Source organism: Chromobacterium paludis, from assembly GCF_008275125.1.
Taxonomy (GTDB): Bacteria; Pseudomonadota; Gammaproteobacteria; order Burkholderiales; family Chromobacteriaceae; genus Chromobacterium; species Chromobacterium paludis.
On the sequence record NZ_CP043473.1, the window covers coordinates 2,850,366 to 2,876,155 of the forward strand.

Sequence of the window (25,790 nt, forward strand, 5' to 3'; positions counted from 1 at the left end):
CCGCTTGTCATATACCTCAAAATGTCTTTGACATATTCATCTAACAAATGGGCCCGTCATCAGCTGCTTAGTCCAGCTTCGAGCGCCGCAGCAGTGCGGCGCGCTTGAGGGCGAAATCGCGTTTAGCCTGTTCGTGTGGAATGCCGGCGCGCGGATCATCCAGCGCAGCTTGGACGGCTTGGCGAACGTACTCGTTATAAGAAATCGTCGATTCTGAAGTGAGGGGGATGGGCTCTGGCCGTTGCATGGGGTCTTCTCCTGACTTTCGCTGCTAGTGAATCTCAAAAGGGGCTTTGGTACCGGGACGTTTACCTTTGAGGCACTGCCGTCGGCATCACCTCGAAAAATGAGCAAGACTACATCACGCTCACCGACATGGTGCAGCACTTCAAGGGTGGCAGCGCGCTGATCGAGCAATGGCCGCAGAACAAGGAGACGATGCTGTTCCTGGAGGTAACCCTGCGAATTTCGCAACATTATGGTTCCGATCACATTGGTTTCCATCAGGCTGCGGCGATGATAGCCGCTCCAGCTCTTCCTGATCGCTCTGAGCGCCACGCCAGTTATGTGAGACCGGTGTGGCGCTCATTTACTACCCCTGTGTTGCCTGTAGTTTGCGCATAGAATCTCGTTTCAGTTCAATGCGATGGGCGCTATGAACCAATCGATCAAGAATGGCATCAGCTATAGTCGGCTCGCCGATGTAGTCATGCCAGCCGCTCACAGGTAGTTGAGAAGTAATCAGCAAGGCACCGCCACCCAAACGGTCATCAATAACTTCCAACAGGTTTTGCCGCATAGAGCGATGCCGCCATTCAATTCTGCCTGACCATCAAAAACCTGTTTGGACTGGCGTTGAGGCAGACCATCGGCTTCGTGCAAAGCCTGCTCAAGTTGGCGGGTCTGGACTGGGGCGTCCCCGACTACAGCACGCTATCCAGGCGCAGCAGACGCTGCAGGTCAAGACTCCCTACCAGAAAAGCTCAGGCACGCTGCATCTGCTGGTGGATAGCACAGGCATCAAGATGCTGGGCGAAGGTGAGTGGAAAACCAAGAAGCACGGCGCGGAATATCGCCGGCAATGGTGCAAAGTGCATCTGGGCATCGATGCGGAAACCCTGCAGATCCGCGCCATTGAGGTGACAGATAACCGCCAGGGCGATGCGCAAATGTTGCCTGCGCTATTAACGCAAATTCCGGCCGATGAGCCGATAGCCTGCATGAGCGGCGACGGGGCTTTCGATACCAAGGCATGTCATGAGGCGATTGCCTCACGGGGCGCGATCGGGTGCATCCCGACCCGCAAGAATGCGAGGCCATGGACAGGAAGTTCGCTGGGTGTGCTGGCGCGCAACGAGATTCTACGGGCCACCAAGCTACTGGGCAGGGCGATCTGGAAGCGTTGGAGTGGTTATCATCGCCGTAGCTTGGTGGAAACCAAAATGGGTTGCTTCAAACGGTTGGGGGAAAGGGTGACGGCCCGTCGTTTCAATGGTCAAGTGGCAGAGCTGCAAGTGCGCGCAGCCATCTTGAACCGCTTCAGCATGCTGGGCCGTCCTTGTACGGTGGCTGTGGCATAAATCCGTTTGGGGAAAGGGGGTCCTCGACCTGTTCAGGATTTATGCAACAGCGCCGATAGCTAGCGGTCTTGATTTCGAGGGTGCCGACGCCGGCATCGGCTCCGACGACTTCGCGGTCCAGGTTGGCCAGCATGAAGGGATGCTCGGCATGCTGCAGCACGGCGTTGACGCGACGCACTCTCCGTCCGGTGCGTTGGGCGTAGACCCCGGCCAGCACCGGCTCCAGGATCGTGCCCCAGAGCATCGGCTCTTTCTGCGCCAGGTCTTCTGGCGCCTTGCGGCCGGTCTTCTCCAGCCACAGCGACAGTGCGCACTTGTACGGCGACAGGCCGATGGCCGCCGCCGCGCCGGACGAGCCAATGCCTTGGCGCCGAATCGCTAGCCAAGCCTCGCGCGACAGCTTCAAGGTGGATGCCAGGCGCAGCGCCTGGCCGTAACGTTCACGCATGATGCGCTCCAAAAGCATAATGCCCGATCTGGCGCAGGCCAGACCGGGCGGGAAGGAAAGGGAAACTGGCGAAACGGAAGGGAGGCGTTCAGCCCACCGGAATCAACTGCCGCAGATGGGCTTCGCACGCCGCGCGGCTGGCAAAGCCCCGCATCGGAAAATAGTCAGCCCCGTCGTCCGCGGCATCGTCCCAGTCCAGCACCGTCACGGCGCAATCGGGATGCGAGGCGTAGACGGCGCTGACCATACCGCCAGAGACGGTAATGATGATTTCCAGTGGCACGCCGGATGGGGCGGCATTCAACGGTTTGTCTGTCATGGGGTTCTCCTCACCAGTAATACGCCGGCAGCTCTGGCACCACATCGCCATCGGCATCCAATCGCAGCCAGGTGGTGGCTGGGTAATGCGTCTGTACCCAGCGCATCAGTTGCTGAAGATCGGGATGCTGCGGAAACTGCTCGACGGGATCGCTATCGCTTTCGCCCAAGGCGATGAAATAGCCGTTGCCGTATTCGGCGAAGGTCATTCGCCCCCAGTCGCCGGCATGGTTCTGCAGCCAGGCGTTGGTCTGCTCACGGATATGGATGGTGGAAAGCACGGGAAGGGTCATGATCCAGTTCATGGCGCCACCTTCTCAAGCGACCAGCGCCCACGCCTGCTCCAGCGCGCGCTGTTTCAGCTGTGCGCCCTGGCCGAACCAGGCGGAGTCCAGACGGTAATCCTGGTTGCGGGCGCGGCGGTGATGATCGACATACTCCGTCACCGCGTTGAGCAGCCCCCAGGCGGTGCCGCGGGCGCCGGTCAGCATGGATCCCATGCCCGCGCCGCTGTAGAGCGCGATCAACTGCTGGGTGGGCTTGGAGATCGGCAGGCTGTCATCGTCCACCACCGCCTCTCCCATCACTTCCTGGAAGAACTGCTGCGCCTCCTGCGGCGACACCGTGCGCCGGCTCAACTGCTTGAGATTGCCGATGAAACAATCCCAAGACGACAGGCCGATGCCCAGCGCTTCCTTGACCGCCTTGGGATCGAATACCGTCGAATGCGGCACTTTCACCGCGCCGCTGTTGTTGCCCACCGCCAGCTGCAGGGTGTTGTTGCACACCACTCGCACCGAGGTGAACTGCGCGGTAGTCGCCAGCGTGCCGTCGCAACTGGTGGCCAGCACTTCGACCTGGCCGCTGCTCAGCGGCACCCGCACCAGGCGCAGCCGCAGCGGCTGCAAGGGCAAACCGTGCGCGGCGAAGCCCGGGCGATGGGCGCTGCTGGGTGTGATGTCGATCACCGCGCTGGCGGCGCCGGAGGCGACGAAGGCCCGCACCTGGGCGCTGAAGTCCAGTTTCAAACGGATGCAGAAATGGCGCTGCTTGGCCTGCAGCAGCGCGAACAGCCAGTACGCCGGGTAGCCGCGGTCCAGCACCAACAAATCGTTCGCTTGCAGTTGGTCGAGCTGGCTGGCCAGCACCGTGCGCTCATCCTCGGTTTCGGAAGTGAGGTCGGCGCGCAGAATCAGGCCGGTGCTGGCTTCGCACAGGGCAGAAGCGCGGGCGAGGCTGTAAATGCCGGTGTCGGTGTGGTAGCAACCAAAGCCGTCGCCGCCCTCGCGCAGGGTATCGGGATGCGTCGTCGTCAGATACAAGGTGGTGCTGTCGCCCGCGACGACGCGGAAGCCATGCCAATCCGGCGCGGGCCGCAGGTCTGCCAGCACGCCTTGATTGAGTTCGAAAAAGGCTTGCCAGCGCAGCTTCTTGCGCGCCATGCGGAAGGCGTCGTCGTTGGCGCGGCGGCCGGAGGGAAGCGGAAGGCGGGAGAAGAACTGGTCGAGCTCGACCTGCAACGAGCGCATCAGGTTGACGAGCAGTACGCCGACCACGCGGTCGAAGGTGAAGATGGCGCGACGGGTCAAGTCGCGAGCGGTTTGCCGATGGCGAGCGATGAAATCCACGGAAGTGATGAGCTGATGGATTTTATAGATCGAATTGGAATATTGAGGGGTCGGGCTTTGTATTCATTTCGTTATATGGATCAATGGTTGATGGCGAGATTGTATCACACGGAGCGTAGGAATTCATGACGAAATGCTAATTTCGCGACAGTGGGGCGGTAGCCCGGTGGGTGCTCAGGGAGGTGATATGTGGGTGAACATTTTTGGAAAGTTGATCTGCTCCCCCAGCACTGCAATCTGCTCGTTGGCCAACGTAATGAACCGCTCGGCGATGACCTGTACCAAGGCATACAGCCGCTGTTTGAGCGACGCCAGATCAATTAGGATGTACGAGCCAAATTTCTTGGGTTTGCGCCGTAATGATTTTAGAGTGCGGACACACTGGCAGGTCAACTCTCTTCTGCAGTTTCTTGCGCATCTTTAGATAATGTCGCAGTAGGCTGAACCATCAATCGTGCCATCCCTATAGGCTCGCCGCTAAACTCACAGTACCCATAGCTACCATTCCGAATACGCTGAAGTGCCTGCTCTATGCGTTGCAACTGTAGCTTTTCATGTTCTTGAACTGTTAAGTCAACTCGGTATTCCTCTCTCTGCAGGGATCGCTCCTCCGAGTCAGAAATTTCGAGGAACGCCTGTAGATGATCTTGGGTTTCTTGTAGAGCTTGGAGTGATGCTTCTCGATATCGCAAAAGCACCGTCTGCAAAACCACTATTTGTTGTCGAGACAGCCCATTACTAGGCTTAACCATGAAACCAGATAATTGTAAATTGGACATAGTATTTCTCTCATTCATGCTTATTCTGCAATAAAACTTCAACAGTCGGCGCATACACCGGAGTAGACTCTTCAGACCAGTTGTTCTCCTGAGCCAAGAGTTCAGCCTTGTACTCCGCCATTTCATAAAGGGGGTAAATATGAAAAGGTAAAAGATCCCTTTCATTGTGTACTGACCAACCTACAAAATCACCAGTGGAGTTACGTTCTATTTCAATGTGATATCTTGACATGAAAGACTCCTTCTCATTCCAGCAGACTTACAATTTTGCGGGTGGATAGCAAAGTTGAGATCGACCACATCCAATCTCACCATGAAAGGCAATGAAATTTGCCCAAAATTTTCTTATGGTAAAAATGATAAATAAATACCACCACCCAGTCCAATATTCAAAACAGCCAACACACTTACAAAAATTGAATAAGGATTGCTGCGTTAATCATTTTTACATAAAATGGAGAACATAGGTCACGCCCTTAGGAAGGGTCTGATCAGGTCGGTCTCAAAAAATCCGCCAAGTCGAAAATCATATCCTTCCAGATCTTGTCTGGTAAGTTTTGGGACGTGCTCAGTCAGTTTATAGCAGCAGCTTAAATCACTTCCTGGGCAAGCTCTGTGCACTAACGCACAGAGCTATTTCTACTTAGTCAATATAATGTATCATTGTCACGGCACCGGCTACCCAAAATAGAGAAAACACTGCATCGCAGCAAATCCAAACCTGGCAATACTACTTATTGCATAATGATTTTTGAGCTACTATAGAGAACCATTTGCCGCAAAGCTATAAAATGGCACTTACGCTTAACTTCATGGCATCAAGAAGCACTCCAATAAATTAAATACATGTATAACACAGTCATTAATGTAATTAACTAAAATCTCAACCAATTTATATTGCAATTATCTAGATAATTTTCATGAATGCCTCAATGGCATAATCGGGGAAGTGACTTAACCATCTCGGAGACTATCATGTCTAAAATCTTAGAAAGCAACAGTTCGTCTGATAATGCGACAAATACAATTTTGAAGCTCTTCCAAGCCTCATTAAATGCTACTGAGCGCTTGGCTAAGCTACAGGTAAAAATGTCAAAGGAAGTGATTGACTATCATGCCGCAGTGATAAATGAATTCTCATCATCGCCCAATTCACATGATTCATTTTCTAAAATTGGGGAGCTTTCTAGTGATGCTGTAAATAAAGCTTTCTCCCACTCTAAAGATGTATATGATATTTTCTCTGATTCGCAGAACGAAATATCAAAATTGATCGGCAAAGCATCCAACCCAATGATGCTTGATTGAGAATAACGTCCAGAGCCTGCCCTGCAGGCTCCTTTTCTCAATATGATTAGCCGCCCATCCCACTCCTAAGCTGTTACTCCGGAAATTAAATTTGGTACAAAAACACTCCCGACTATTTATTTACAAGGTAGGGCTACAGGAAAGTTGCTGCCGGATGAATAGCGAGCAAAGAAGCAATAAGTGAATTAACGCTCCATCACATAAAGGCCGGGAGCTGTCTCTCGTGCAGGGTATGATGCACATCCCATCGCAGGCGGCACAACTGGCTCGCCAGACTGATGTGCCAGCCATTTTTCCCATACCGGCCACCAAGACCCATGTTGCGACCGCGTTGTTTCCAACCAGGTGTCCGGATCCGTATATCGATCTTTTCGACCACCAGCTGATAAGCGGAAATATCGGCCAGGATGTCCCGGCTCGCTGATAATCCCCGCATTATGCCCACCACTTGTCAATAGAAAATGACTATCCACATCCAATGCCAACTGGATTTTATAGACGGATCGCCAAGGAGCAACGTGGTCTATCTCGGTAGCCACCACAAATACTGGCGTCCGGATATCGTGCAAGACTACGGGACGGCCATCCACCTGATAACGTCCCTCAAACAAATCGTTATCGAGAAACAAGCGCCGTAGGTATTCGCTGTGCATCCGATACGGCATACGAGTACTGTCGGCATTCCAAGCCATTAAGTCGGTCATCGACGCGCGTTGTCCCAACAGATATTCCTGCACCAATTGCGACCAGATCAGATCGTTGGAGCGCAGCAACTGAAATGCGCCAGCCATCTGCTTGGCGTCCAGATAACCATGACCCCACATGATGTCTTCCAAATATGAAATTTGGCTTTCATCAATAAACAGCATCAATTCTCCGGCTTCGGTGAAGTCGATTTGCGCCGCGAGCAAGGTAATAGATTGGATGACGGGATTTTTTTCCCTAGCCAAGTAAGCTGCCGTGATGGCGAGCAAAGTGCCGCCCAGGCAGTAACCGAGCGCATTGACCCGACATCCCGGCAGGACTTGGCCGATGATATTCAGCGCATCCAACACTCCTAGACGCAAATAATCGTCCATTCCCAAATTGTGGTCGTCCGCCCCCGGATTGCGCCAAGAGATCATGAACACGGTATAACCGTGCTCGACCAAGTAACGCACCAACGAATTGTGCGGCGACAGGTCCAGAATGTAATATTTCATGATCCAGGCGGGAATGAATAGCACCGGCTGAGCCTTCACAAGTGGCGTCCTTGGAGAGTATTGGATCAATTCCATCAGATGGTTGCGAAAGACAACCTTGCCTGGCGTGGTGGCAACCGTTTCGCCTGGAATGAACTGCTCAGCTCCCCAAGACGGCCGCCCTGTCGATATACGCTCCCAGTCTTCCTGCAGATTGCGCCAACCGCGCAACAGATTTTGCCCACTTTCTCGCAAGGTGCTCTCCTGCGCCAGTGGATTGGTGGCCAGAAAATTCACCGGAGACATCATGTCCAGCAGTTGACGCGCCATAAAGGACACCATCTGCTCATGATGGGCGGACACGCCTCTGATGCTGGTCGTGGCATTGAGCCACCACTGTTGCTGCAATAGAAAAGCCTGCGAATACAGATTAAATGGCCAGCGCTGCCAGGCTTCATCGCGGAAACGTTTGTCCTGTTCGAGGGGCACAACGCAGGGAGCGCAAGCCGAGCCGACGCAGGCGCGCGGCAGATAATGCGTCAGCTTGGCCCATTTGCTGGTTCCGCTATGCGCCAAATGCACCCACTTTCCGGGTGAGATGGCGAAATGCGTGGCCCAGTCGTAAAAGGCCAAGGCCAGACTGGCGGGTGACAGCCCCAAAGTGGCGCGCGACATCTGGGCATGCAACATCTGATCGAAAGCGCAGGACCACTCTAGGTCCTGCATCGGAACCGAAGGTGGCTTTTCCATATCAGGCTGGCTGCCCCCCCAAGGGGATAAAATGGTCCAGGGCTGCAGCCAAGCGTCAACGGCTCGAGCCGGCCATCGCACGGAGAGCGGATTCCACGCTGGTACATGAAGACTATCGTCCACCTTGCCTCCTTGGCACGTTGAAGCGCGCGCTAGCAATCGTACTGCCTTAATTGCCGCGAAAACTCCGGCAAGCCGTCAATACCGCTGCTTTCAGCCCGCCGGCACCAGTCCTCCAATTGGCTGGACAACAGCGCGGTGGAACAGGCGGAACGCTCCCACAGCGAGGTAAGCTCGCGCCTCATCGTGTAAATGGTATTCAGCGCCATACTGAGCGGCAGCACCCGTTCTAAAAGCTCACCATCCGGCAGCGGTTCCCGAGCGGCATGACGCAACCAGCGACGAGTCGTTTCCAGCCCCGCAGCCACATACAGCCCTTCCAGCCGTTGCAGCTCCACAGACGCAGTCCTGCGCAGGGCGTGATCGAACCGCTCCAATACCAGATAACGATGGGCAATGACTGCATTCATGGTTTTCTCATCGCAATGCAGTTTGAGCGGATTCTGGCGCAGAGCGGGCAATGGCTGGCGTACCATGGCCAAACGCAAACAGGCGAGCAAGCGAATGTACGCCCAACCGATATCGAATTCCCACCACCGGGCAGACAGTTTGGGAGACGTAACATAAGCGTGGTGATTGTTATGCAGCTCCTCGCCCCCGATCAGCACTCCCCACGGCACGATGTTGCGCGAGGAGTCGTTGGTCGCAAACAAGCGATAGCCCCAGTAATGGCCGATACCGTTTATAACGCCCGCTGCAAAAACAGGAATCCACAGCATCTGTACTGCCCAAACACTCAATCCGACAGGGCCGAACAACAGTAAGTCAATCAGCAGCATCAAGCCCACCCCCAGCACGGAGTGGGTGGCGTAAAGCCGTCGCTCCAGCCAATCATCCGGGGTGTAGCCGCCATAATGCTCCAGCATCGCTTGGTCACCGGCCGCGCGGCGATACAGCTCGCTGCCTTGCAGCAAAACCGTCGTGAGCCCGAAACATTGCGGACTGTGCGGGTCGCCCTGGGTATCGGTCACTGCATGATGCTTACGGTGAATGGCGACCCATTCACGAGTCACCATGCCAGTGGTCAGCCACAGCCAGAACCGGAAAAAATGGCTAGCCAGCGGATGCAGCTGCAAGGCCTGATGCGCCTGATGCCGGTGAAGAAAGATGGTGACCGCGGCAATGGTAACGTGGGTGAGCCCCAGCGTCGCCAGGACAAGCCCCCACCAGGGCAGATCAAGTAGGCTCAGTTGCATGCGACCTCCTTGGCAAGTAGCGAACCGCCGCTTGCCGCTTAACCGGCGCCGCTTGCGGCGCGCAAGTCGGCTTCCGCAGCGCCCGCATGATTGACTGCCGCGGTCGACGCTACGCTTCGGCTGGATGCGGGCTTTTTCAACGTAGCGGCCAGCGGATTCAAACTATCCACCATCGCGCTGGGGATCAGAATCGTCGTGCCGCGCTCCTTGGTGGTCTCATAAATAATGTTCATCGCACGCAATTGCAGCGCTGCTGGATGTTCCGCGTAGATATTCGCCGCTTCGACAAACTTACTGGCTATTTCCGCTTCGGCGGAACCCAGAATAATCCGGGCCTGTTTTTCCCGCTCGGCCTGCGCCTGGCGAGACATGGCGTCCTGCAGCGCCTCCGGAATGGCGACATCGCGGATTTCCACCGAGCGCACGGTAATGCCCCATTCCGCCGTTTTCTCTGCGATCTTGCCGCACAGGTCCTGTACCATGTTTTGACGGTCGCTGAGCAGTACCGCCAACATCGAGGAACCTATCATTTCGCGCAGCGAAGTCTGCGCGACTCGATCAATCGCCTGGCTATAGTCGGTGATGGCCAAGGCCGCTTTTTTCGCGTCATGCACATGCCAGAAGATGATCGCGTCCACATTCACCGGCACCGTGTCGCGGGTCAGCGCCTGCTCGGCATTGAAGGCAGTGGTCTGGATTCTTTCATCAATGGTGGCTACCACGCGGTCCACCACCGGGATGATCAAAAACAGGCCCGGACCATTCACGCCGCGCAACTTGCCGGCACGCAGCACCACGCATTTCTGCCAGGTGTTGGCCATACGCAAGGATTGCGCCACAATCGCAGCCCCCACCCAGAGTAGGATAGCCAGCAGTAAATAGTCACCAATATAAGCCAGCGCGCCGGAGATGATGAAAGTCGCGACAATGAAAGAACTGATGGGGCTCATGGCGGCACTCCTTGCCTAAGGTTTGAACGCATGTGCTGACTGCGCTTAAGCATCTGCGCTTTTGCCATGCCCCATCTGTACGCTGTCATACATAGGAATGAATATTGAGGCCTTGTGTCATTTCAAACACATCGCCGCTCCGGGACGCACAACACATTAGACAGGGAGAATGACGGCCCGTCCCTCTTGCCTGCGACTCGCTTTCAGCAATGCGTTTTTCTTCCATAATGGCTTGAAGACTGGAAAAGACATGATCAGCAATGATGACCCCAGGCGGAATGGCTTGCTCGCAAACCTGCCCGAACTCGAATGGCAAAGATTGGCCCCGCAGCTGGAGCCTGTGGAAATGCCATTGGGAAAGGTGCTGTACGAACCTGGCTGCACGCTTAGCCACATCTACTTTCCAACCACGGCCATCGTCTCGCTGCTCTACGTGATGGAGGACGGCGCCTCTGCGGAAATCGCCGTCGTCGGCCTTGAGGGGGTTGTCGGCATTGCCTTGTTCATGGGCGGCGAAACGACGCCGAGCCGCGCGGTGGTGCAAAGCGCCGGCCAGGGCTACCGACTGAGGGCCGAAATTTTAAAGGATGAATTCAAACGCGCGGGCTCGATGATGCATCTGCTGCTGCGCTACACCCAGGCATTAATCACCCAGATGGGACAAACCGCCGTATGCAATCGACATCACTCGCTGGATCAACAACTGTGCCGCTGGCTACTGCTGAGCCTGGATCGGCTGCAAGGCAATGAGTTGGTCATGACGCAGGAGCTGATCGCCAATATGCTGGGCGTGCGTCGCGAGGGCGTCACTGAGGCCGCGCTTAAGTTGCAGAAAGCTGGACTGATCCACTATGCGCGCGGCCATATCACCATTGTGGATCGAGACGGACTGGAAAAGCGCACTTGCGAATGCTACGACGTCGTGAGAAAAGAGTATCAACGCTTGTTGAACGCGCCGCTATCTCAGTAAGCCTGATGGCGTTGACTGGGCGGCATCGCGCAACAAGCGGCGCGCTGCCTGACAAGACAGGTACACTCACGATGCCGCCAGCAGTTGTCGCAACACATAGGGCAGAATGCCGCCATGGCGGTAATACTCTACCTCCACCGGAGTGTCGATGCGCAGCAGCAACGGCAGTTGCCGGGTCCGCCCATCGGCATTCCGCACTGTCAGCGTCACTTCTTGCCGGGGCAGGATGCCGCGCTCCAGACCGCTCAGGTCGAATAGCTCATCCCCCCTCAGGCCTGCGGCGCTGTCGGAACCGGTGAATTGTAACGGCAACACGCCCATGCCCACCAGATTGGAGCGGTGGATGCGCTCGAAGCTGCGGGCGATGACCGCTTTCACGCCCAGTAATCGAGTGCCTTTGGCTGCCCAATCGCGGCTGGAGCCAGTGCCGTACTCCTCGCCAGCGAAGATCAGTGTTGGCGTGCCAGTCCGCTGGTACTCCATCGCCGCATCGTAGAGGAAGCGCTGCGCGCCATCCGGCTGGCTCAGCGTCAACCCGCCCTCCACCGGCTTACCGTCGGCATCCGGCGGTAGCATCAGATTGCGGATGCGCACATTGGCGAAGGTGCCGCGCATCATCACTTCGTGGTGCCCGCGGCGCGAGCCGTAGCTGTTGAACTCCAAGGGCGCGATGCCCCGTTGTTGCAGGTATTGCCCGGCCGGGGAGCTTGCCTTGATCGAACCGGCCGGGCTGATGTGATCAGTGGTGACCGAGTCGCCGAAGATGGCTAGCGCCCGCGCATCCAGCACCTGGGGCACCGCCGCCGGCTGCAGGGCAAAATCCTGAAAGAATGGCGGCTCGGCGATATAGCTGGACGCCTCCCAGCCATACACCAGCCCGGTCGGCGCGGCGATGCCTCTCCACAGCGGATTGCTGTCGACAAAGTCCTGGTACAGGCGGCGATAGGTGGCCGGATCGGTCGCCTGCGCCAGCGCGGCGGCCACTTCCTGGTCGCTGGGCCAGATTTCGCGCAGCCACACCGGCCGGCCGGCACGGTCCACGCCCAAGGGCTCGCGGTCCAGGTCGATGTCCACCCGACCGGCCAGCGCGAACGCCACCACCAGCGGCGGGCTCATCAGGAAATTGGCCTTGATCGCCGGATGGATGCGCGCCTCGAAATTGCGGTTGCCGGACAACACGGCGGCGCAGATCAGGTCCTTGGCGGCGATTTCCTCCTCCAGCGTCGGCTCCAGCGGCCCGGAGTTACCGATGCAGGTGGTGCAGCCGTAAGCCACCACCCGGAAACCCAGCTGCTGCAAGGACGGCAGCAGGCCGGCCTTGTCCAGATAATCGGTGACCACCCGCGAGCCCGGCGCCAGCGAGGTCTTGATGCGCGGTGCCACCCTCAAACCGCGCGCGGCGGCCTTTTGCGCCAGCAGGCCGGCCGCCAACATCACGCCGGGGTTGGAGGTGTTGGTGCAGGAGGTGATGGCGGCGATCAGCACCGCCCCATGTCCCAGCACGCCATCAGCCGCCGGCGCGGCGCCGGCCTTGCCGTAACCGCCGCTGGACGCCGGCTGCGCCAGCAGCTCATGGAAGCGGGACTTCAGCGCCGGCAGCGCGATGCGGTCTTGCGGCCGTTTCGGCCCGGCCACGCTGGGCACAATGCCGGCCAGGTCCAATTCCAGCGTCTGGCTATAGTCGATCGCGCCGGCCTGCGGCATGCCGAATAGGCTCTGCGCCTGAAAATAGCGGCGGAAAGCATCGACCTCCTCTTCGCTGCGTCCGGTGGCGGAGAGATAGGCCGCCGCCTGTTCGTCCGGCGGAAAGAAACCCATGGTGGCGCCGTATTCCGGCGCCATATTGGCCAGCGTGGCGCGGTCCGGCAGCGTCAGACTGGCTACGCCCGCACCGAAGAATTCGACGAACTTACCCACAACCTGGGCCTGGCGCAGCCTCTCCGTCACCGCCAGCACCAGATCTGTGGCGGTCACGCCCTCGCGCAGTCTGCCGGTCAGATGGACCCCCACCACATCCGGCGTCAGCAAATAGACTGGCTGCCCCAGCATGCCGGCCTCGGCCTCGATGCCGCCCACGCCCCAGCCGACTACGCCCAGCGCGTTGATCATGGTGGTATGCGAATCGGTTCCCACCAGCGTATCCGGGTAATAGACATCATTTTTGCGCAACACGCCGCGCGCCAGATATTCCAGATTCACCTGATGGACAATGCCGATGCCCGGCGGTACGACCCGGAAGGTCTTGAACGCCTGCATCCCCCATTTGATGAAGCGGTATCGTTCGGCATTGCGGCGGAACTCCAACTGCATGTTCAGATCCAGCGCATCGCTCTCGCGAAAGTGGTCGACTTGCACCGAATGGTCGATCACCAAGTCCACCGGCACCAGCGGCTCGATCCGCCTGGCCGGCTTGCCGAAGCGTTGCGCCACACCGCGCATCGCCGCCAGATCGCACAGCAGCGGCACGCCGGTGAAGTCCTGCAGCACAATGCGCGCCACCACGAAGGGAATCTCCTCGCTGCGCGCCGCCTGCGGCTGCCAGTTGGCCAGTTGCCGCACATGTTCCTCGGTGATGCGCTGTCCATCCAGATTGCGCAGCAGCGACTCGAGCACGATGCGCAGCGACACCGGCAGGCGGCTGACATCGCCGACGCCCAGCTCGGCCAATGCCGGCAGGGAATGAAACTGGGCAAACTGGCCAGAGGCCAACGGGAACTTGCGTAAACTGTCATGGGCACGCAGGGACATGAGGAACTCCGGTGAGAAGGCCGACAGCAACGATACAGGCGAGATCAGCTTTGACTATGACTCATAAATAGAGTTCTACCAGATGGAGCCAATCAAGATGAGCAAAGCACAACGTGCGGAGACCGATAGCTTCGGCCCGATTGACGTGGCAGAGAGCGCGCTATGGGGCGCGCAGACCCAGCGCTCGCTTGAACACTTTGCGATTTCCAGCGAGCGAATGCCGCCGGAACTGATTCTGGCGCTGGCTATGGTGAAGCGCGCGGCGGCGCTCGCCAATCAGGAGCTAGGGCTACTGAACGAGGCTAAAGCCCAGGCAATCGTCACCGCCTCGGATGAAGTGCTGGCAAATCAGCACAGCAAGCAATTCCCCTTGTCGCTTTGGCAGACCGGCTCTGGGACCCAGACCAATATGAACCTGAACGAAGTGTTGGCCAATCGCGCCTCAGAATTGCTGGGCGGAAAACGCGGCCCGTCGCGGCTGGTTCACGCAAATGACGAGGTCAATCTCGGCCAGTCGTCCAATGATGTGTTTCCCACCGCGATGCATGTGGCGGCGGTGATCGGACTGAATCATAGGCTGCAGCCCAGCCTGGCTCGGCTGCGGCAGGCGTTAGAGGAAAAGTCGCTCGAATTCGCCGACATCATCAAAATCGGCCGCACCCACCTTCAGGATGCCACGCCGCTGACGCTGGGCCAGGAAATTTCAGGCTGGGCCGCCCAGCTGCAACATGCTGAACAGGCGCTTCAGCTCAGCCTGCCGGCGCTGTGCCAATTGGCGATAGGCGGCACCGCGGTCGGCACCGGCCTCAATACCCATCCGCACTTTGGTGCCAAGGTGGCGGACATTCTGTCAACTCAGACTCACTTGCCGTTTGCGAGCGCCGACAACAAGTTCGCCGCATTGGCCTGTCATGATGCGCTCACTTCAGCCCATGGGGCGCTGAAAACCTTGGCCGCCTCGTTAATGAAGATAGCTAACGACATCCGCTGGCTCGCCTCCGGCCCGCGATGTGGCTTGGGCGAGCTGGCGCTCCCGGAAAATGAGCCAGGCAGCTCCATCATGCCGGGCAAGGTCAACCCTACGCAATGCGAAGCCGTCACCATGCTATGCTGCCAAGTGATGGGCAACGATGTAGCGATCTCCATCGGCGCGGCCTCAGGCAATTTCGAACTCAATGTATTCAAGCCGCTAATCGCGCACAATTTCCTTCAAAGCGTACGCCTGCTGACCGATGGCATGGCCAGCTTGCGCCAACACTGCGTGCAGGGCATGCAGGCCAGGCGCGAGCGTATCGGCCAACTGTTGGAGCAGTCTCTGATGCTTGCCACCGCGCTCAATCCCCATATCGGCTATGACAAGGCAGCCGCCATCGCCCGGCACGCTCATCAGTGCGGCGGCACGCTGAGGCAATCTGCGCTGGAGTTAGGCTATCTCAGCGGAGAACAGTTTGATGCCTGGGTCAAGCCGCAGGATATGATATAAAAAATGCATAGTTTATAACTTTTTCAACAAAAAACCGCTAATTGCTCCTAAACTGCTGCTTAGGCGAGCCTGGGAAAACCTATTAGGGCTTATCGCAAAATCCGGGCTCGCCTAGGCTTTGTGGGCTGACCACATGAGCACATCTGCCCCGTAGCAGTGCCGAAGCACCAGGAAAGCCTACAAGCAAGCCCTGATACGGCGTGGCACCTGTCCATCTGGCTGAATAGCAGCATGATGTGGCAGACAAGGCCACAGAGGATGCTAACCCAAACGCAGACCTACAATGATGCGGCCATTACGGTCTGTTTAACCATCAAGAATCCGTTTGGGCTGGCGTTAAGACAGACCATCGGTTTCATCCAAAGTCTGTTCAAGCCGACAGGCCCGGGCTTGAGCCTCCCGAACGACTGCCCCCTGTTTTGGCGTCAGCAAACGCTGCAAGTCAGCATTCCCCATAACAAGAGTAAGCGCATTGCATCCAGCCTGCATGAGCGGCAGCAGCGCTTTAGATAGCAAGACACGCAATGCGGCGTTTACGCCGCGTGATGCCACGGGGCGTATCCCCATGCGACGATAGAAAGGAATTTCACTGGGCAAGTACTCGGCACAAGACTCCCCAGGCCCCAACAGGACAATCAGGAAACGCTGAAGCAACTGCCATCGCCGCAATTTGATGGAAATCAAGATGTATTGCTTCAAACTGCAGGGAAAAGCATGATGATCCGGCGCTTCGATGGCCAAGAGACAGCGAGGCAAGTTAGTAGAAGCGCTTCAGCATGCAGGGTAGTAGCGGCATAAATCTGTTCTAGAAAAGAGGAGAGTCATCTTGCTTTGGACTTATGAAACAGAGTCTCCCAGAAATGAAACCATGCACAAAAAATCGAAATTCATTAAAGCAAAGTCATTCATCAACTGAACCGTTCTACTTTAAATATCGTCCCTATTTTACTTGACTATTGAAACTGACAACATAAAACGCCTTACCACTCTATCAAACTGGAAGAGTGAGCCCTGAATGCGGAAATTTTAAACACTCAATTACGCTCACCGCCAAGGAGGTATGAATGGACCTGCCTTCCATATTCAATAGAAAAAATACTATCGACTGTGACCCGTATAAAAAATGGTCAATTCAAGCCAGGCTTCGATTGGCGGACTCTCTTTTCACAAACACTAGCGAAGGGATATGCATCACTGACAACAATCAAAAAGTGTTAGAAATCAATCAAGCGCTTTGCCAAATCACGGGATTTAGCAATGAAGAAATTCTAGGCAATACACCTAAAATTTTCGCATCTGAAATTCATAGCAGACATTTTTTTGCGACCATGTGGCAAGAAATATACAAGCAAGGACAATGGCAAGGGGAAGTCTGGAATCGACATCACAACGGCAGCTTGTATGCCATACGACTTAGCATTTCAGCAGTTTATGATTCATATCGAAAAATAACTCATTACGTCGGAATTATGGGAGACATAACCCAACAGAAACTGGATTTAGCTGCAGTCACTCAAAACGCTCACATTGACTCACTAACAGGCCTTCCCAATCGACTACTTTTCAAAGACAGATTTCTTCAGGCCATCTCCCAAGCGGATCGAAATAAAACACAGCTTGCCGTTTGCTTTTTAGACCTAGATAATTTTAAAATTATCAATGACCAGCATGGCCATCATAGTGGTGATATCGTTTTAAAAGAGGTTGCTAATCGCTTATCAATTACAATCAGAGCTGGAGATACTGCTGCCAGACTGGGGGGAGATGAATTTGTTTTATTGCTGTCGGGACTAAAAAAATGGTCTGAATGCCTTATGATTTTAAAAAGAATAACAGATACCATACGCCAACCAATCAATTTTGATGGCAACATTACCATCCCCAAAGCAAGTATGGGAGTCGCTATTTACCCATTGGATGCAAGCGATCCTGAAATTTTAGTAGCTCTCGCGGATTCCGCAATGTATCGAGCAAAAAAATCGGGAGGAAACCAAATAGCCTATCATTTCAAAAAAGACTAGTTAATTGAATAAGGACATTCAATGAATGGGTATATTTTATTTTACAAACAGATATCAGATTGATGGTAAATCAGATAGCTAAATTCTGGCAGACTGCTACTTCCATTGGCTTGCCATCGGCGCGGCCATTGACCTCGGACACCGAGACGTCCACAACCAGGCCGTTGCGGTTCTCGGTCAGGATATGGGCCATATGGCACAAGCGGCTGGCGTCGCCGGCGCTCTTGCAGGCCAGTCGCGCTTCCGAATCGGTTCGCGATTGATGCGTCTGGTTGCTTCGCTTCTCGCCCCGGAAATCGACGTCCGGGTTGCGCCCTGCGGGTGGGGACGTGTCGTCATCCTGGTGAACAAAGCTTTTGTGCGAAGCCCAGGCATCGATCAGCGTGCCTCGACGCTGAAATGTTCGTCGCTGGTGAGCTTGCCCCACTCGGCCAGGCTGCGTACGCGAATGAAGAAGGCGCGGGCGACGTCTTCGGTAAACAAGCGGTCGCGATTTTGCGAGAAGGTCGAGTGATCCCATACGCGGGCATCGGCGGAAAGGCCGACGAACCAGCGAAACAGCAGGTTATAGTCCAGTTGCTCGACCAGCAGCCGCTCGGAGCGGATGGTGTAGAGCACTTGCAGCAGGGAGGCGCGCAGCAGATGTTCAGGCGGAATCGAAGGCCGCCCGACGCGGGAATATAAGCCGTCGAATACCTCATTCATCGAGCCGAGCACCAGGTCGACCATCTGGCGGATCTTGCGCAGCGGGTGATTGGCCGGGATGCGATCTTCCAGCTGGATGTAGCTGAACAGATTGGTCTGCGTGTCGTTGCGGACGCCTCTCATCGGGTGCTTTCGCGGTTCGTTGGATGTTGATGATTATACCAAATGAATGGTTGTTGGTTTTTCAACGGCCTGCTAGTAATGAGTAGCATCATTTAATAGAACCATTCGATATAGGTCAAGAAAAATCTGTTCACCCCATGCAATCGATCAAAACTTCAAATTATTGCTACAGCCAAAGGTACGAACCTTAATCGGCATCGTACCCATTGCCACCAAATCACGATTAATTGCAGATCGTACTTGATTATCGTCTTTGGCAAGATATGGGATAACGATATTGCAGAGATTGTGCAGCTCTTCTTCGCTATCTAGACGTATACGCCCAACGCCAAGGTAACGGTACTGTTGCTTATTTCGATTGCAGTTGTTGTAACACCCCTTCCCTTCCGTGATAGTCATCCAATACTCACCAATCTGATCACCATAGTACGCATCCGCCTGAACCTTATCGGCATTAAACACAAACAAGCAGTGGTAGTGATAGCCAGCCTCTTCCGTGTACTCCAAAGCCCATACCCAACCCAGGCAATGTTCAAAGATGCTAGGCTTCCCACGACGATTGTTCCAAAGCCTTGTCTTGTATTCCTGAATCTCAAAAACAGACATGCCCTGCTGAAACTGGTCTCTTATCAGAAAGTCCACACGCACTGCCATGACTCTCTTGTAGCCATTACGTTTGCAGTTCAAGATGAAATTGATCGCACTCTGGCAATTTACCTCAGAAAATTCATAGTCAGGTTGAAAAGAAATATTCATGGAAATCCCTTTATTTGCTCCTCTCAATAAATAGGGATAACAAATAATAATTTAACTTGCTTATTAATGACCCATGGCTTGTCAATTACTGCCATGGCTTTGATTATCAAGACAGCTGCCTAGGCAAGCACCTCTCTTCTTAATGAAAAGAAATGAATAATCCAATAATAAACATATACCAGAATGAACTACATTAAAAAATGCAGGAACTCCTTGTATGAAGATGTCAAAAATGTCCTCAGGGCGGGCAATTAATAAAACAGGTTAATATACAGAGTTATTAGCTTCCATTTCTAGTTTAATCAAAAAAATAGCTACTATTGCGAGACCTCATCCTCGCAGAATTATTTAACAACTAGTAAACCAGCCAACCCGCAGCGGCGTCAATCCCCAAAAATTAATATCAGACTCACTTGCCCAGGAATATACGCTGCTCCATCCAAGTCAACGCGGCATTCACCATGTTTTTTGTTGCGCATTCGCACATATCAAAAAAGAACTGGATCAGAATTCGGTATTTAGCTTAATGTGGATAAAGCATCGGAATGAGGCAAAAAAAAACCGGCAACCATCAAGGTCACCGGTTGAGATCTGCCAGCGCCGCCTGCGCCGCTGCGGCCAGACCGCAGCTGGCGCAATCGCGCAGGATCAGAAGGTAGGCTTGCAGCGGGAGGTGCGATAGGTATTCAATGCCATGTTCAGCGCTACTGGATCACCGTAGAGATTAGGCATCATGTCGATCAAACCTATCTTCCCTACCAACCACTCCTTAATCCAACCACGCTGCCGCAGCACGCCAAGCGCCCGCTCCAAACGCGCTTTGTCGCGCAACTCGCTCAGCACATGCTTGCGGATGTCGTTCTTGACCAAGTAGCGGTTGCAACGCTTCTGGGCGAACTGGTGCAACCACGGTTGCAGTCTATCCGCGTCCTGCTGTTCCTGCGGGTACTCCGGCGGCGGCACAAAGACGCGGATGTACTCATTGATGTACCAGGTCATCACGGCATAGGCTCGCTCCAGCATGTCCAGGCTGATGATGGTATGACCGCTTTCGAAATACTCGAACACGCCTGCCAATCTAGCCAAGTGGCGCGGCGTCTTGGCCGCGCAATCCTTCACATTCGCCAAGCTCTGGCCAGGACGCATGGCAACCTCAATTTGCTCGCGTATCTGATGGTAACGCCGGGCCGCTTCCGGGCTAAAGGTCAAGACGCGTTTTTCCAGCAAGGGCTCGCCATCAGCAGTTATGCTGTCTTGCAAACACTGCGTCACACGATCATGAAAACCGCTCAGCTCTTGCGGATCGATTTCGATCGGACCCACATAACGGTCGCCTTGATTGTTGTCGGGGCGGCATACCAGAAAGCGAGACATCGCTCCCAGTTCGCGCGCTTCCTGTCCACTGCGCTCCATGTATCGCTCAAAGGGGCCAGGTTGAATCGCCAGAATCAGTGCCACGCGGGGATCTTGCACGAACATGGGCTTGTCCCGCGAAACCCGCTCAATGGACAGCGATTGAATCTCCCAGCGCTGATTGAGCATCGCCATCGCCTGCCCCATATGGCCGTTGAAGTAGCTGGCGGCTTCATCGTTTACCAAGCTCGCATTCGGCCAGTGATCGCACAGCCCCTGGCAGAAGGCTTCAGGCGTGGCATCTTGATAGGTCAGCATGGTCTTGCGTGGACGCTTCGGCTCTTCCGCCATATGCTGGGTCAAGCGCTGCTTGCAGGCATGCATGTCCCCTCCTTTCCGAACCACCTTGCGCAATGCCTGTTCGTACTCGGCCCGTTCCAGATCCCATGCACGATGTTCTGCTTGGAAGTCTGCCATCGCTTGCTCATACTGCCGATGCCTTGCATTTTCAAATTCAACCAGCGGCTTGCGCATCATATTCAAAGAAGGCGTTTTCCCCACGCCCGTGTCGGCAATGATCAACACCCAGTTCGACAGAGGGCAAAGCGGCCCATTCGGGATCTGCACGCTGCCCAGGCCTTGCAGGGCTTCGGACATGACTGCGATGCCCAGCGTAGCCACCATCGAGTCCGGTGCTTGAATCAGTGCTTGCGTAGCACAAACCGCACTCTGGAGCTTCTTCGGCAAGGTCAGCATAGGAAAGTAGCTTTGGCGCGGCAGGGAAGAATTGCTAGGTTTCATGCAGCGTTCCCTTTCATCAAACGTTCGACAGCATCTGTAGGCCAGCGCAATTGGCCATTCGGCAGCTTGACTGGCCGAACGCCAAAGTAGCTGCCCGTAGCAGCAAAGCGCTTGCGCAAAGACTGCGCTCGCATGCCAAGCTGCTCTGCCAACGCATTCGTGGTCAGCATCATACAAGTCGCCGGAAAGTGAATTTGGGTGCTGCTCATATTGACTCCAAGTAGTTGAAAACAAGATCAGCCATCACCTGGAGGGTCGAGAATGCATTGCGCCTTCCTGACCGCTGACTCCATGTGAATCGCTTGGAGGGAACAATAATTCAAGCCGCTAAGCGGATGAGCAGGCGAGCAGATATGAGCAGGAATAAGCAAAAATGATCAGCTTCAAGCAGAAATGAGCAGCCAAATGGATTGAAAACAAACCTTGCAAACTACCCGAGCAAAGCCTGGTATCTTGAATTTTTTTGGTATCTTTTGGGAAGATTGACATCTGACTATCTTTTGGTCAGCTACGTGACACCCCTTTACTCCAATCATTATTTCCATAAATATAGAAATATGGAAACAAAAACCGCTGTCACCCTCTTGGCCGCTCTGGCGCAGGACACGCGCCTGGCGATCTACCGACTGCTGGTCCAGCAAGGCCCCGAAGGCCTGGCAGTTGGCCAGATCGGCGAGCGGCTCGCCGTGGCCAATGCCACGCTGTCCTTCCACCTGAAGGAGCTGTCCCACGCCGGCCTGATCCTGGCCCGTCAGGAGGGACGCTTCATCTACTACTCGGCCAACTACGAGCAGATGAACGGCCTGTTGGGCTTTCTGACCGAGAACTGCTGTCGCGGCGAGGCTTGCACGCCGGCGAGCAGCATCTCGCCCTGCGATGGCGCTTGCTCATAACGAATCACTACCGGGAGTTCCACCATGAAACGCTTTCACGTACACATCGCGGTAGCTAACTTGGAAGACAGCATCGGCTTCTACTCGGCGCTGTTTAACGCGCAGCCCACGGTGCAGAAGACTGATTACGCCAAGTGGATGCTGGAGGATCCGCGCCTCAACTTCGCGATCTCTAGCCGCGGCGGCGCCGCTGGCATCGACCACCTGGGCTTTCAGGTGGACAGCGAGGAAGAGCTGGCGCAGTTCCAGCACCAATTGCAGGCGGCCGACATCAGCATGGTGACGCAGACGGGCACCGCCTGCTGCTACGCCGAGTCGAACAAGCACTGGGTGACTGACCCTTCCGGCCTTGCCTGGGAGAGCTATCAGACGCTGGCGTCGATCCCGACATTCAATGGCGGCGAGTCTGAGCCTAGCCAACCGGCCAGCGCTTGCTGTGCGCCGAAAACCGCCACGGTCAAGATCACACCCAAGAACACCTGTTCGCCCGGCAGCGGCTGCTGCTGAGCGCCAAAGGAAACCTGCCATGAACCAAGCCATGGTCAATGTGCTGTTCCTGTGTACCGGCAATTCCTGTCGTTCCATCCTGGCTGAGGCGGTGTTCAATCACCTGGCGCCGGCGGGCTGGCATGCAATGAGCGCCGGCAGCCAGCCGACCGGACAGGTGCACCCGCGCTCGCTGGCGCTGCTGGCGCGAGAAGGGATCGCCACCGACGGCTACCACAGCAAATCCTGGGATCACCTGCCGGCTACGCCTGATATCGTGATCATGGTATGTGCCAGCGCCGCCGGCGAAACCTGCCCGGCGTATCTGGGCCCGGTGCTACGCAGCCACTGGGGCGTGGAGGATCCTGCCCATGCCGTGGGCTGCGATCAAGAGATAGACGCGGCCTTCGTGATGGCCTATCGCATCTTGCGGGCGCGGATTGAAGCATTCCTGGCCCTGTCGCTGGACGCGCTGCGCCAGGACCGGCCCCTACTCAAAGTAGAGTTGGATCGCATCGGTACGCTGCTCTCCTGACGCTGTCCTCCCGGCAGCGCGCAGAATCGCCCTACCCCACGGAGAATGCCATGTCCTCCCCATCTGAAGTCGCCCATCCCTGCGCCGCCGGCGCCACACTGAGCCTGTTCGAGCGCTACCTGACCGCCTGGGTTGCCCTCTGCATTGTGGCTGGCATCGGATTGGGGCAGGCCTTCCCCGGCCTGTTCCAAGTGATCGGCGGTTTGGAAATCGCTCAGGTCAACCTGCCTGTAGGCCTGCTGATCTGGGTGATGATCATTCCCATGTTGCTGAAAATCGATTTCAGCGCCCTGCACCAGGTTAAGGCGCACATCAAGGGTATCGGCGTTACCCTGTTCATCAATTGGCTGGTCAAGCCGTTCTCGATGGCCTTTCTGGCTTGGCTGTTCATTCGGGTATGGTTTGCGCCGCTTCTGCCTGCAGCGCAGTTAGATAGCTACATCGCGGGTCTGATCCTACTGGCTGCCGCGCCGTGCACCGCCATGGTGTTCGTCTGGAGCCGGCTGACCGGTGGGGATCCGTATTTCACGCTGTCCCAGGTCGCGTTGAACGACCTGATCATGGTGTTCGCCTTCGCCCCACTAGTCGGGCTGCTGCTGGGCGTTTCCAGCATCGCCGTGCCGTGGGCCACGCTGTTGACATCGGTGGGACTGTATATCGTGGTGCCGGTGCTGATGGCGCAGGCTATCCGCAAGACGCTGCTGGACAAGGGCCAAGCTGTGTTCGATGCAGCTATACATCGCATCCAACCGTGGTCGATAGCTGCGCTGCTGCTGACCCTGGCGCTGCTGTTCGCTTTCCAGGGTAAGGCCATCCTGCAGCAGCCGATGGTGATTGCTCTGCTGGCCGTGCCCATCCTGATCCAGGTGTTCTTCAACTCGGCGCTGGCCTACTGGCTCAATCGCCGCGTCGGTGAAAAGCACTCGGTCGCCTGTCCATCGGCGCTGATCGGCGCCTCCAACTTCTTCGAGCTAGCCGTTGCGGCCGCGATCAGCCTGTTCGGCTTCCGATCCGGCGCCGCGCTGGCCACAGTGGTGGGCGTGCTGATCGAGGTGCCGGTGATGCTATTGGTGGTACGCATCGTCAATGCGACCAAGCCATGGTACGAACGCACTGTTTGACCATTGCCAAGATGATTCATAAACCATGGCAATATCCAAGAAAGCGCAGCATTAATCCACTATAGTAGGATATTACGATACTCAGGAAACTCATCCACCAGATACTTCGCTCAAAAGCCAACGCAACAAATCAATCAGTCTGCCAATACATGATTGGCAGACTGATCAATTAACTGCGCCCATATAAAAAATCAATCATTTCTGTTCAAAAATCGAACAGATTTACAGTTGAAAAACGTGTTAATCAAGATATTGCACTGCTTAGCATTTTTTCGCTAATCGAGAGAAATACTGGCGCAGTGCACCTTTGGTATAGTGTTTCACTCCATCCCCAGCAATGTACTTAATTCCTTTACCTTCTTCGTAATACATCATTGGCAACGGCGGCTTATCAGAAAGCGCTATTTCAATCAACTTAAGCCAAACTTCTTTATAGTCAAGTGGATCTGCAGCTGAGGCTTTTGCCTGATTAATAAGCTCGTATAGCGGGTGCTTCCGGCCAGTCTGACCTGGTAGGCGATAAATTGTTTTACCTAGCGACTGGAAGATAGAAGCATCCGCAACTGCTATAGATCCCTCCACGGGCTCCTCAAAAGGGTCATCAATATCAATTGCTTTGAAGAATATCTGCAGGTCTTCATAAAAGAATCCAATTTCATCCAACCGTTTTGCATCCTCTGGCTGGGCGTAGCGCTTGGGGGCTCTAGGATCTCTGTGATCAAACCCATTACGTCGATGAAAATCCAATAGATAATCGAAGCTATTTGCCAAGTGCACCAATATAGGTTCCACAATAGATGCCGCTTCAGGATTTTTCTTTGGAGCCCCCGTATCTTTTATGTCGTACCATGCAGGGCATATTTCTGCATGGTTGACCAGCACCATATCCAGCCCACGAGCAGCAACAGACTGCCGATACGCCCTAACAAAAAAATTCAGTGCCAAGCTACGCTCTGCACTGTAATTTGAAGATACCAGCGCTTGCAGTCTCTCCCCTTTGAAAAATGAAAGGCTGGGATCGGTTTCTGGTATGGCAATCAAACTATCCCAATTACCTGGTAAATCGATACGACGACTGATAGCGTCAAGAAGTTGAAAAATGGAAATGAATTTCATTATGGATCAGCATTCGATAGGCAAGGCTGACGCCCCACCAGTGACATGTGGTATTTTAGGAACGACAAGAACAGCGGGGCATGCGCACTCTGGCTGTACACACCGCCATCCTTGTACTGATTTTATCATCCGCACCATACGTCAGATCGACGGATCTCAAGTCGGGCTCTATCATCAGGACCCCAAGTAGGAGCGAGAACCCCCACTACGCCCTACAGTAGCCCTACAACTCAACAAGCACAAAGAAAAACGACTTACAGCTTTCGCTGTAAGTCGTTGTTTTATTTGGTGGGCCCCCGGGGAGTCGAACCCCGCACCAACGGATTATGAGTCCGCTGCTCTAACCAAGCATGAGCTAGAGGCCCTGAAAGAGTGGGCCATTATAGCGAGGAAAAGAAAAATCCCCAAGTCCTTTATTCAA

24 protein-coding genes, 1 tRNA gene and 4 pseudogenes are annotated in these 25,790 nt (G+C 55.2%); 11 read left to right on the top strand and 18 right to left on the bottom strand.

Annotated elements, in window-relative coordinates; genetic code table 11:
- Positions 1-67: 67 nt before the first annotated feature.
- The gene (locus FYK34_RS13435) at positions 68-247 is read right to left on the bottom strand and encodes an antitoxin PaaA2 family protein (protein WP_103904240.1); all 180 of its coding nucleotides are present in this window, start codon (positions 245-247) and stop codon (positions 68-70) included.
- A 128-nt stretch (positions 248-375) separates the two neighbouring features.
- Here FYK34_RS13435 and FYK34_RS13440 point away from each other — a divergent pair, with 128 nt between their 5' ends.
- Positions 376-624, top strand: a complete 249-nt coding sequence (locus FYK34_RS13440) for a hypothetical protein (RefSeq protein ID WP_196782494.1) — start codon at positions 376-378, stop codon at positions 622-624.
- On the opposite strand, the pseudogene FYK34_RS13445 reads toward FYK34_RS13440, so the two are convergent.
- A pseudogene (locus FYK34_RS13445) lies at positions 593-796 on the bottom strand (ATP-binding protein); the annotation flags it as partial. The gene FYK34_RS13440 and the pseudogene FYK34_RS13445 sit on opposite strands and share 32 nt — an antisense overlap.
- A 5-nt stretch (positions 797-801) precedes the next feature.
- Between FYK34_RS13445 and FYK34_RS13450 the strand changes: the two are divergent.
- Positions 802-1,580: pseudogene (locus FYK34_RS13450) on the top strand (IS5 family transposase); the annotation flags it as partial.
- Here FYK34_RS13450 and FYK34_RS13455 read toward each other — a convergent pair.
- The 6 genes from FYK34_RS13455 to FYK34_RS20510 form a co-directional block, all read right to left on the bottom strand.
- Positions 1,540-2,028, bottom strand: coding sequence for a YqaJ viral recombinase family nuclease (locus FYK34_RS13455; protein WP_149297222.1), 489 nt, complete (start codon positions 2,026-2,028; stop codon positions 1,540-1,542). The pseudogene FYK34_RS13450 and the gene FYK34_RS13455 overlap by 41 nt on opposite strands.
- Before the next feature lie 88 nt (positions 2,029-2,116).
- Positions 2,117-2,347: a hypothetical protein gene (locus FYK34_RS13460; protein ID WP_149297224.1), complete on the bottom strand. Its 231-nt coding sequence runs from the start codon at positions 2,345-2,347 to the stop codon at positions 2,117-2,119.
- A 10-nt stretch (positions 2,348-2,357) separates the two neighbouring features.
- Entirely contained in the window at positions 2,358-2,651 is a 294-nt protein-coding gene (locus FYK34_RS13465; protein WP_149297226.1) for a DUF5983 family protein, read from the bottom strand.
- A 12-nt stretch (positions 2,652-2,663) separates the two neighbouring features.
- The gene (locus tag FYK34_RS20935; protein ID WP_231137263.1) at positions 2,664-3,974 is read right to left on the bottom strand and encodes a DUF932 domain-containing protein; all 1,311 of its coding nucleotides are present in this window, start codon (positions 3,972-3,974) and stop codon (positions 2,664-2,666) included.
- A 389-nt stretch (positions 3,975-4,363) separates the two neighbouring features.
- Positions 4,364-4,753: a TraR/DksA family transcriptional regulator gene (locus FYK34_RS13475; RefSeq protein WP_168209746.1), complete on the bottom strand. Its 390-nt coding sequence runs from the start codon at positions 4,751-4,753 to the stop codon at positions 4,364-4,366.
- 10 nt (positions 4,754-4,763) lie between these two features.
- Positions 4,764-4,985, bottom strand: coding sequence for a hypothetical protein (locus tag FYK34_RS20510; RefSeq protein ID WP_168191799.1), 222 nt, complete (start codon positions 4,983-4,985; stop codon positions 4,764-4,766).
- Between the two features lie 743 nt (positions 4,986-5,728).
- On the opposite strand from FYK34_RS20510, the gene phaP reads away from it, so the two are divergent.
- Complete coding sequence (gene phaP / locus FYK34_RS13480; RefSeq protein ID WP_168191800.1) at positions 5,729-6,061, top strand: TIGR01841 family phasin; 333 nt, start codon at positions 5,729-5,731, stop codon at positions 6,059-6,061.
- Positions 6,062-6,246: 185 nt separating this feature from the next.
- Here the strand turns inward: phaP and FYK34_RS13485 are convergent, their stop codons facing one another.
- The 3 genes from FYK34_RS13485 to FYK34_RS13495 all read right to left on the bottom strand — a co-directional run bounded on the left by FYK34_RS13485 (position 6,247) and on the right by FYK34_RS13495 (position 10,258).
- Positions 6,247-7,992 carry a PHA/PHB synthase family protein gene (locus tag FYK34_RS13485; protein ID WP_149297228.1) on the bottom strand — a complete coding sequence of 582 codons (1,746 nt, stop codon included), beginning with the start codon at positions 7,990-7,992 and terminating at the stop codon, positions 6,247-6,249.
- 152 nt (positions 7,993-8,144) lie between these two features.
- A complete protein-coding gene (locus FYK34_RS13490) occupies positions 8,145-9,308 on the bottom strand; it encodes a DesA family fatty acid desaturase (protein WP_149297230.1) in 1,164 nt (387 codons plus the stop codon).
- A 38-nt stretch (positions 9,309-9,346) separates the two neighbouring features.
- Positions 9,347-10,258, bottom strand: a complete 912-nt coding sequence (locus FYK34_RS13495) for a slipin family protein (protein ID WP_114060186.1) — start codon at positions 10,256-10,258, stop codon at positions 9,347-9,349.
- Positions 10,259-10,508: 250 nt separating this feature from the next.
- Here FYK34_RS13495 and FYK34_RS13500 point away from each other — a divergent pair, with 250 nt between their 5' ends.
- Positions 10,509-11,228, top strand: a complete 720-nt coding sequence (locus FYK34_RS13500; RefSeq protein ID WP_174774520.1) for a Crp/Fnr family transcriptional regulator — start codon at positions 10,509-10,511, stop codon at positions 11,226-11,228.
- A 66-nt stretch (positions 11,229-11,294) separates the two neighbouring features.
- Here the strand turns inward: FYK34_RS13500 and acnA are convergent, their stop codons facing one another.
- On the bottom strand, positions 11,295-13,976 hold the full coding sequence (gene acnA, locus FYK34_RS13505) for an aconitate hydratase AcnA (RefSeq protein ID WP_114073111.1): 2,682 nt from the start codon (positions 13,974-13,976) through the stop codon (positions 11,295-11,297).
- Between the two features lie 97 nt (positions 13,977-14,073).
- On the opposite strand from acnA, the gene fumC reads away from it, so the two are divergent.
- From fumC to FYK34_RS13520, 3 genes and pseudogenes are all read left to right on the top strand, one after another.
- Positions 14,074-15,459, top strand: coding sequence for a class II fumarate hydratase (gene fumC / locus FYK34_RS13510; RefSeq protein WP_114060188.1), 1,386 nt, complete (start codon positions 14,074-14,076; stop codon positions 15,457-15,459).
- Positions 15,460-15,649: 190 nt separating this feature from the next.
- A pseudogene (locus tag FYK34_RS21200) lies at positions 15,650-16,257 on the top strand (transposase).
- A gap of 266 nt (positions 16,258-16,523) precedes the next feature.
- Positions 16,524-17,480, top strand: a complete 957-nt coding sequence (locus tag FYK34_RS13520; RefSeq protein WP_149297232.1) for a diguanylate cyclase domain-containing protein — start codon at positions 16,524-16,526, stop codon at positions 17,478-17,480.
- A 115-nt stretch (positions 17,481-17,595) separates the two neighbouring features.
- Here FYK34_RS13520 and FYK34_RS20945 read toward each other — a convergent pair.
- From FYK34_RS20945 to FYK34_RS13545, 4 genes and pseudogenes are all read right to left on the bottom strand, one after another.
- Positions 17,596-18,308: pseudogene (locus FYK34_RS20945) on the bottom strand (IS5 family transposase); the annotation flags it as partial.
- Positions 18,309-18,455: 147 nt separating this feature from the next.
- A complete protein-coding gene (locus FYK34_RS13535; RefSeq protein WP_114060192.1) occupies positions 18,456-19,064 on the bottom strand; it encodes a YagK/YfjJ domain-containing protein in 609 nt (202 codons plus the stop codon).
- Positions 19,065-19,712: 648 nt separating this feature from the next.
- Positions 19,713-21,218 carry a YfjI family protein gene (locus FYK34_RS13540; RefSeq protein ID WP_149297236.1) on the bottom strand — a complete coding sequence of 502 codons (1,506 nt, stop codon included), beginning with the start codon at positions 21,216-21,218 and terminating at the stop codon, positions 19,713-19,715.
- A complete protein-coding gene (locus FYK34_RS13545) occupies positions 21,215-21,427 on the bottom strand; it encodes a DNA-binding protein (RefSeq protein ID WP_149297238.1) in 213 nt (70 codons plus the stop codon). The genes FYK34_RS13540 and FYK34_RS13545 overlap by 4 nt, the downstream gene beginning before the upstream one ends.
- Before the next feature lie 348 nt (positions 21,428-21,775).
- Between FYK34_RS13545 and FYK34_RS13550 the strand changes: the two genes are divergently transcribed.
- The 4 genes from FYK34_RS13550 to arsB are packed head-to-tail and all read left to right on the top strand — an operon-like array spanning position 21,776 to position 24,253.
- Positions 21,776-22,111 carry an ArsR/SmtB family transcription factor gene (locus FYK34_RS13550; protein WP_149297240.1) on the top strand — a complete coding sequence of 112 codons (336 nt, stop codon included), beginning with the start codon at positions 21,776-21,778 and terminating at the stop codon, positions 22,109-22,111.
- Positions 22,112-22,135: 24 nt separating this feature from the next.
- Positions 22,136-22,618, top strand: coding sequence for an ArsI/CadI family heavy metal resistance metalloenzyme (locus FYK34_RS13555; protein WP_149297242.1), 483 nt, complete (start codon positions 22,136-22,138; stop codon positions 22,616-22,618).
- Positions 22,619-22,637: 19 nt separating this feature from the next.
- Positions 22,638-23,132 carry an arsenate reductase ArsC gene (locus FYK34_RS13560; protein WP_149297244.1) on the top strand — a complete coding sequence of 165 codons (495 nt, stop codon included), beginning with the start codon at positions 22,638-22,640 and terminating at the stop codon, positions 23,130-23,132.
- A gap of 50 nt (positions 23,133-23,182) precedes the next feature.
- Positions 23,183-24,253 (top strand): ACR3 family arsenite efflux transporter, encoded by a 1,071-nt coding sequence (arsB, locus tag FYK34_RS13565; RefSeq protein ID WP_149297245.1) that lies wholly within the window; start codon positions 23,183-23,185, stop codon positions 24,251-24,253.
- Positions 24,254-24,514: 261 nt separating this feature from the next.
- Here arsB and FYK34_RS13570 read toward each other — a convergent pair whose 3' ends face one another.
- The gene (locus FYK34_RS13570; protein WP_149297247.1) at positions 24,515-25,369 is read right to left on the bottom strand and encodes a hypothetical protein; all 855 of its coding nucleotides are present in this window, start codon (positions 25,367-25,369) and stop codon (positions 24,515-24,517) included.
- Between the two features lie 286 nt (positions 25,370-25,655).
- A tRNA-Ile gene (locus tag FYK34_RS13575) sits at positions 25,656-25,734 on the bottom strand.
- Positions 25,735-25,790: the final 56 nt, after the last annotated feature.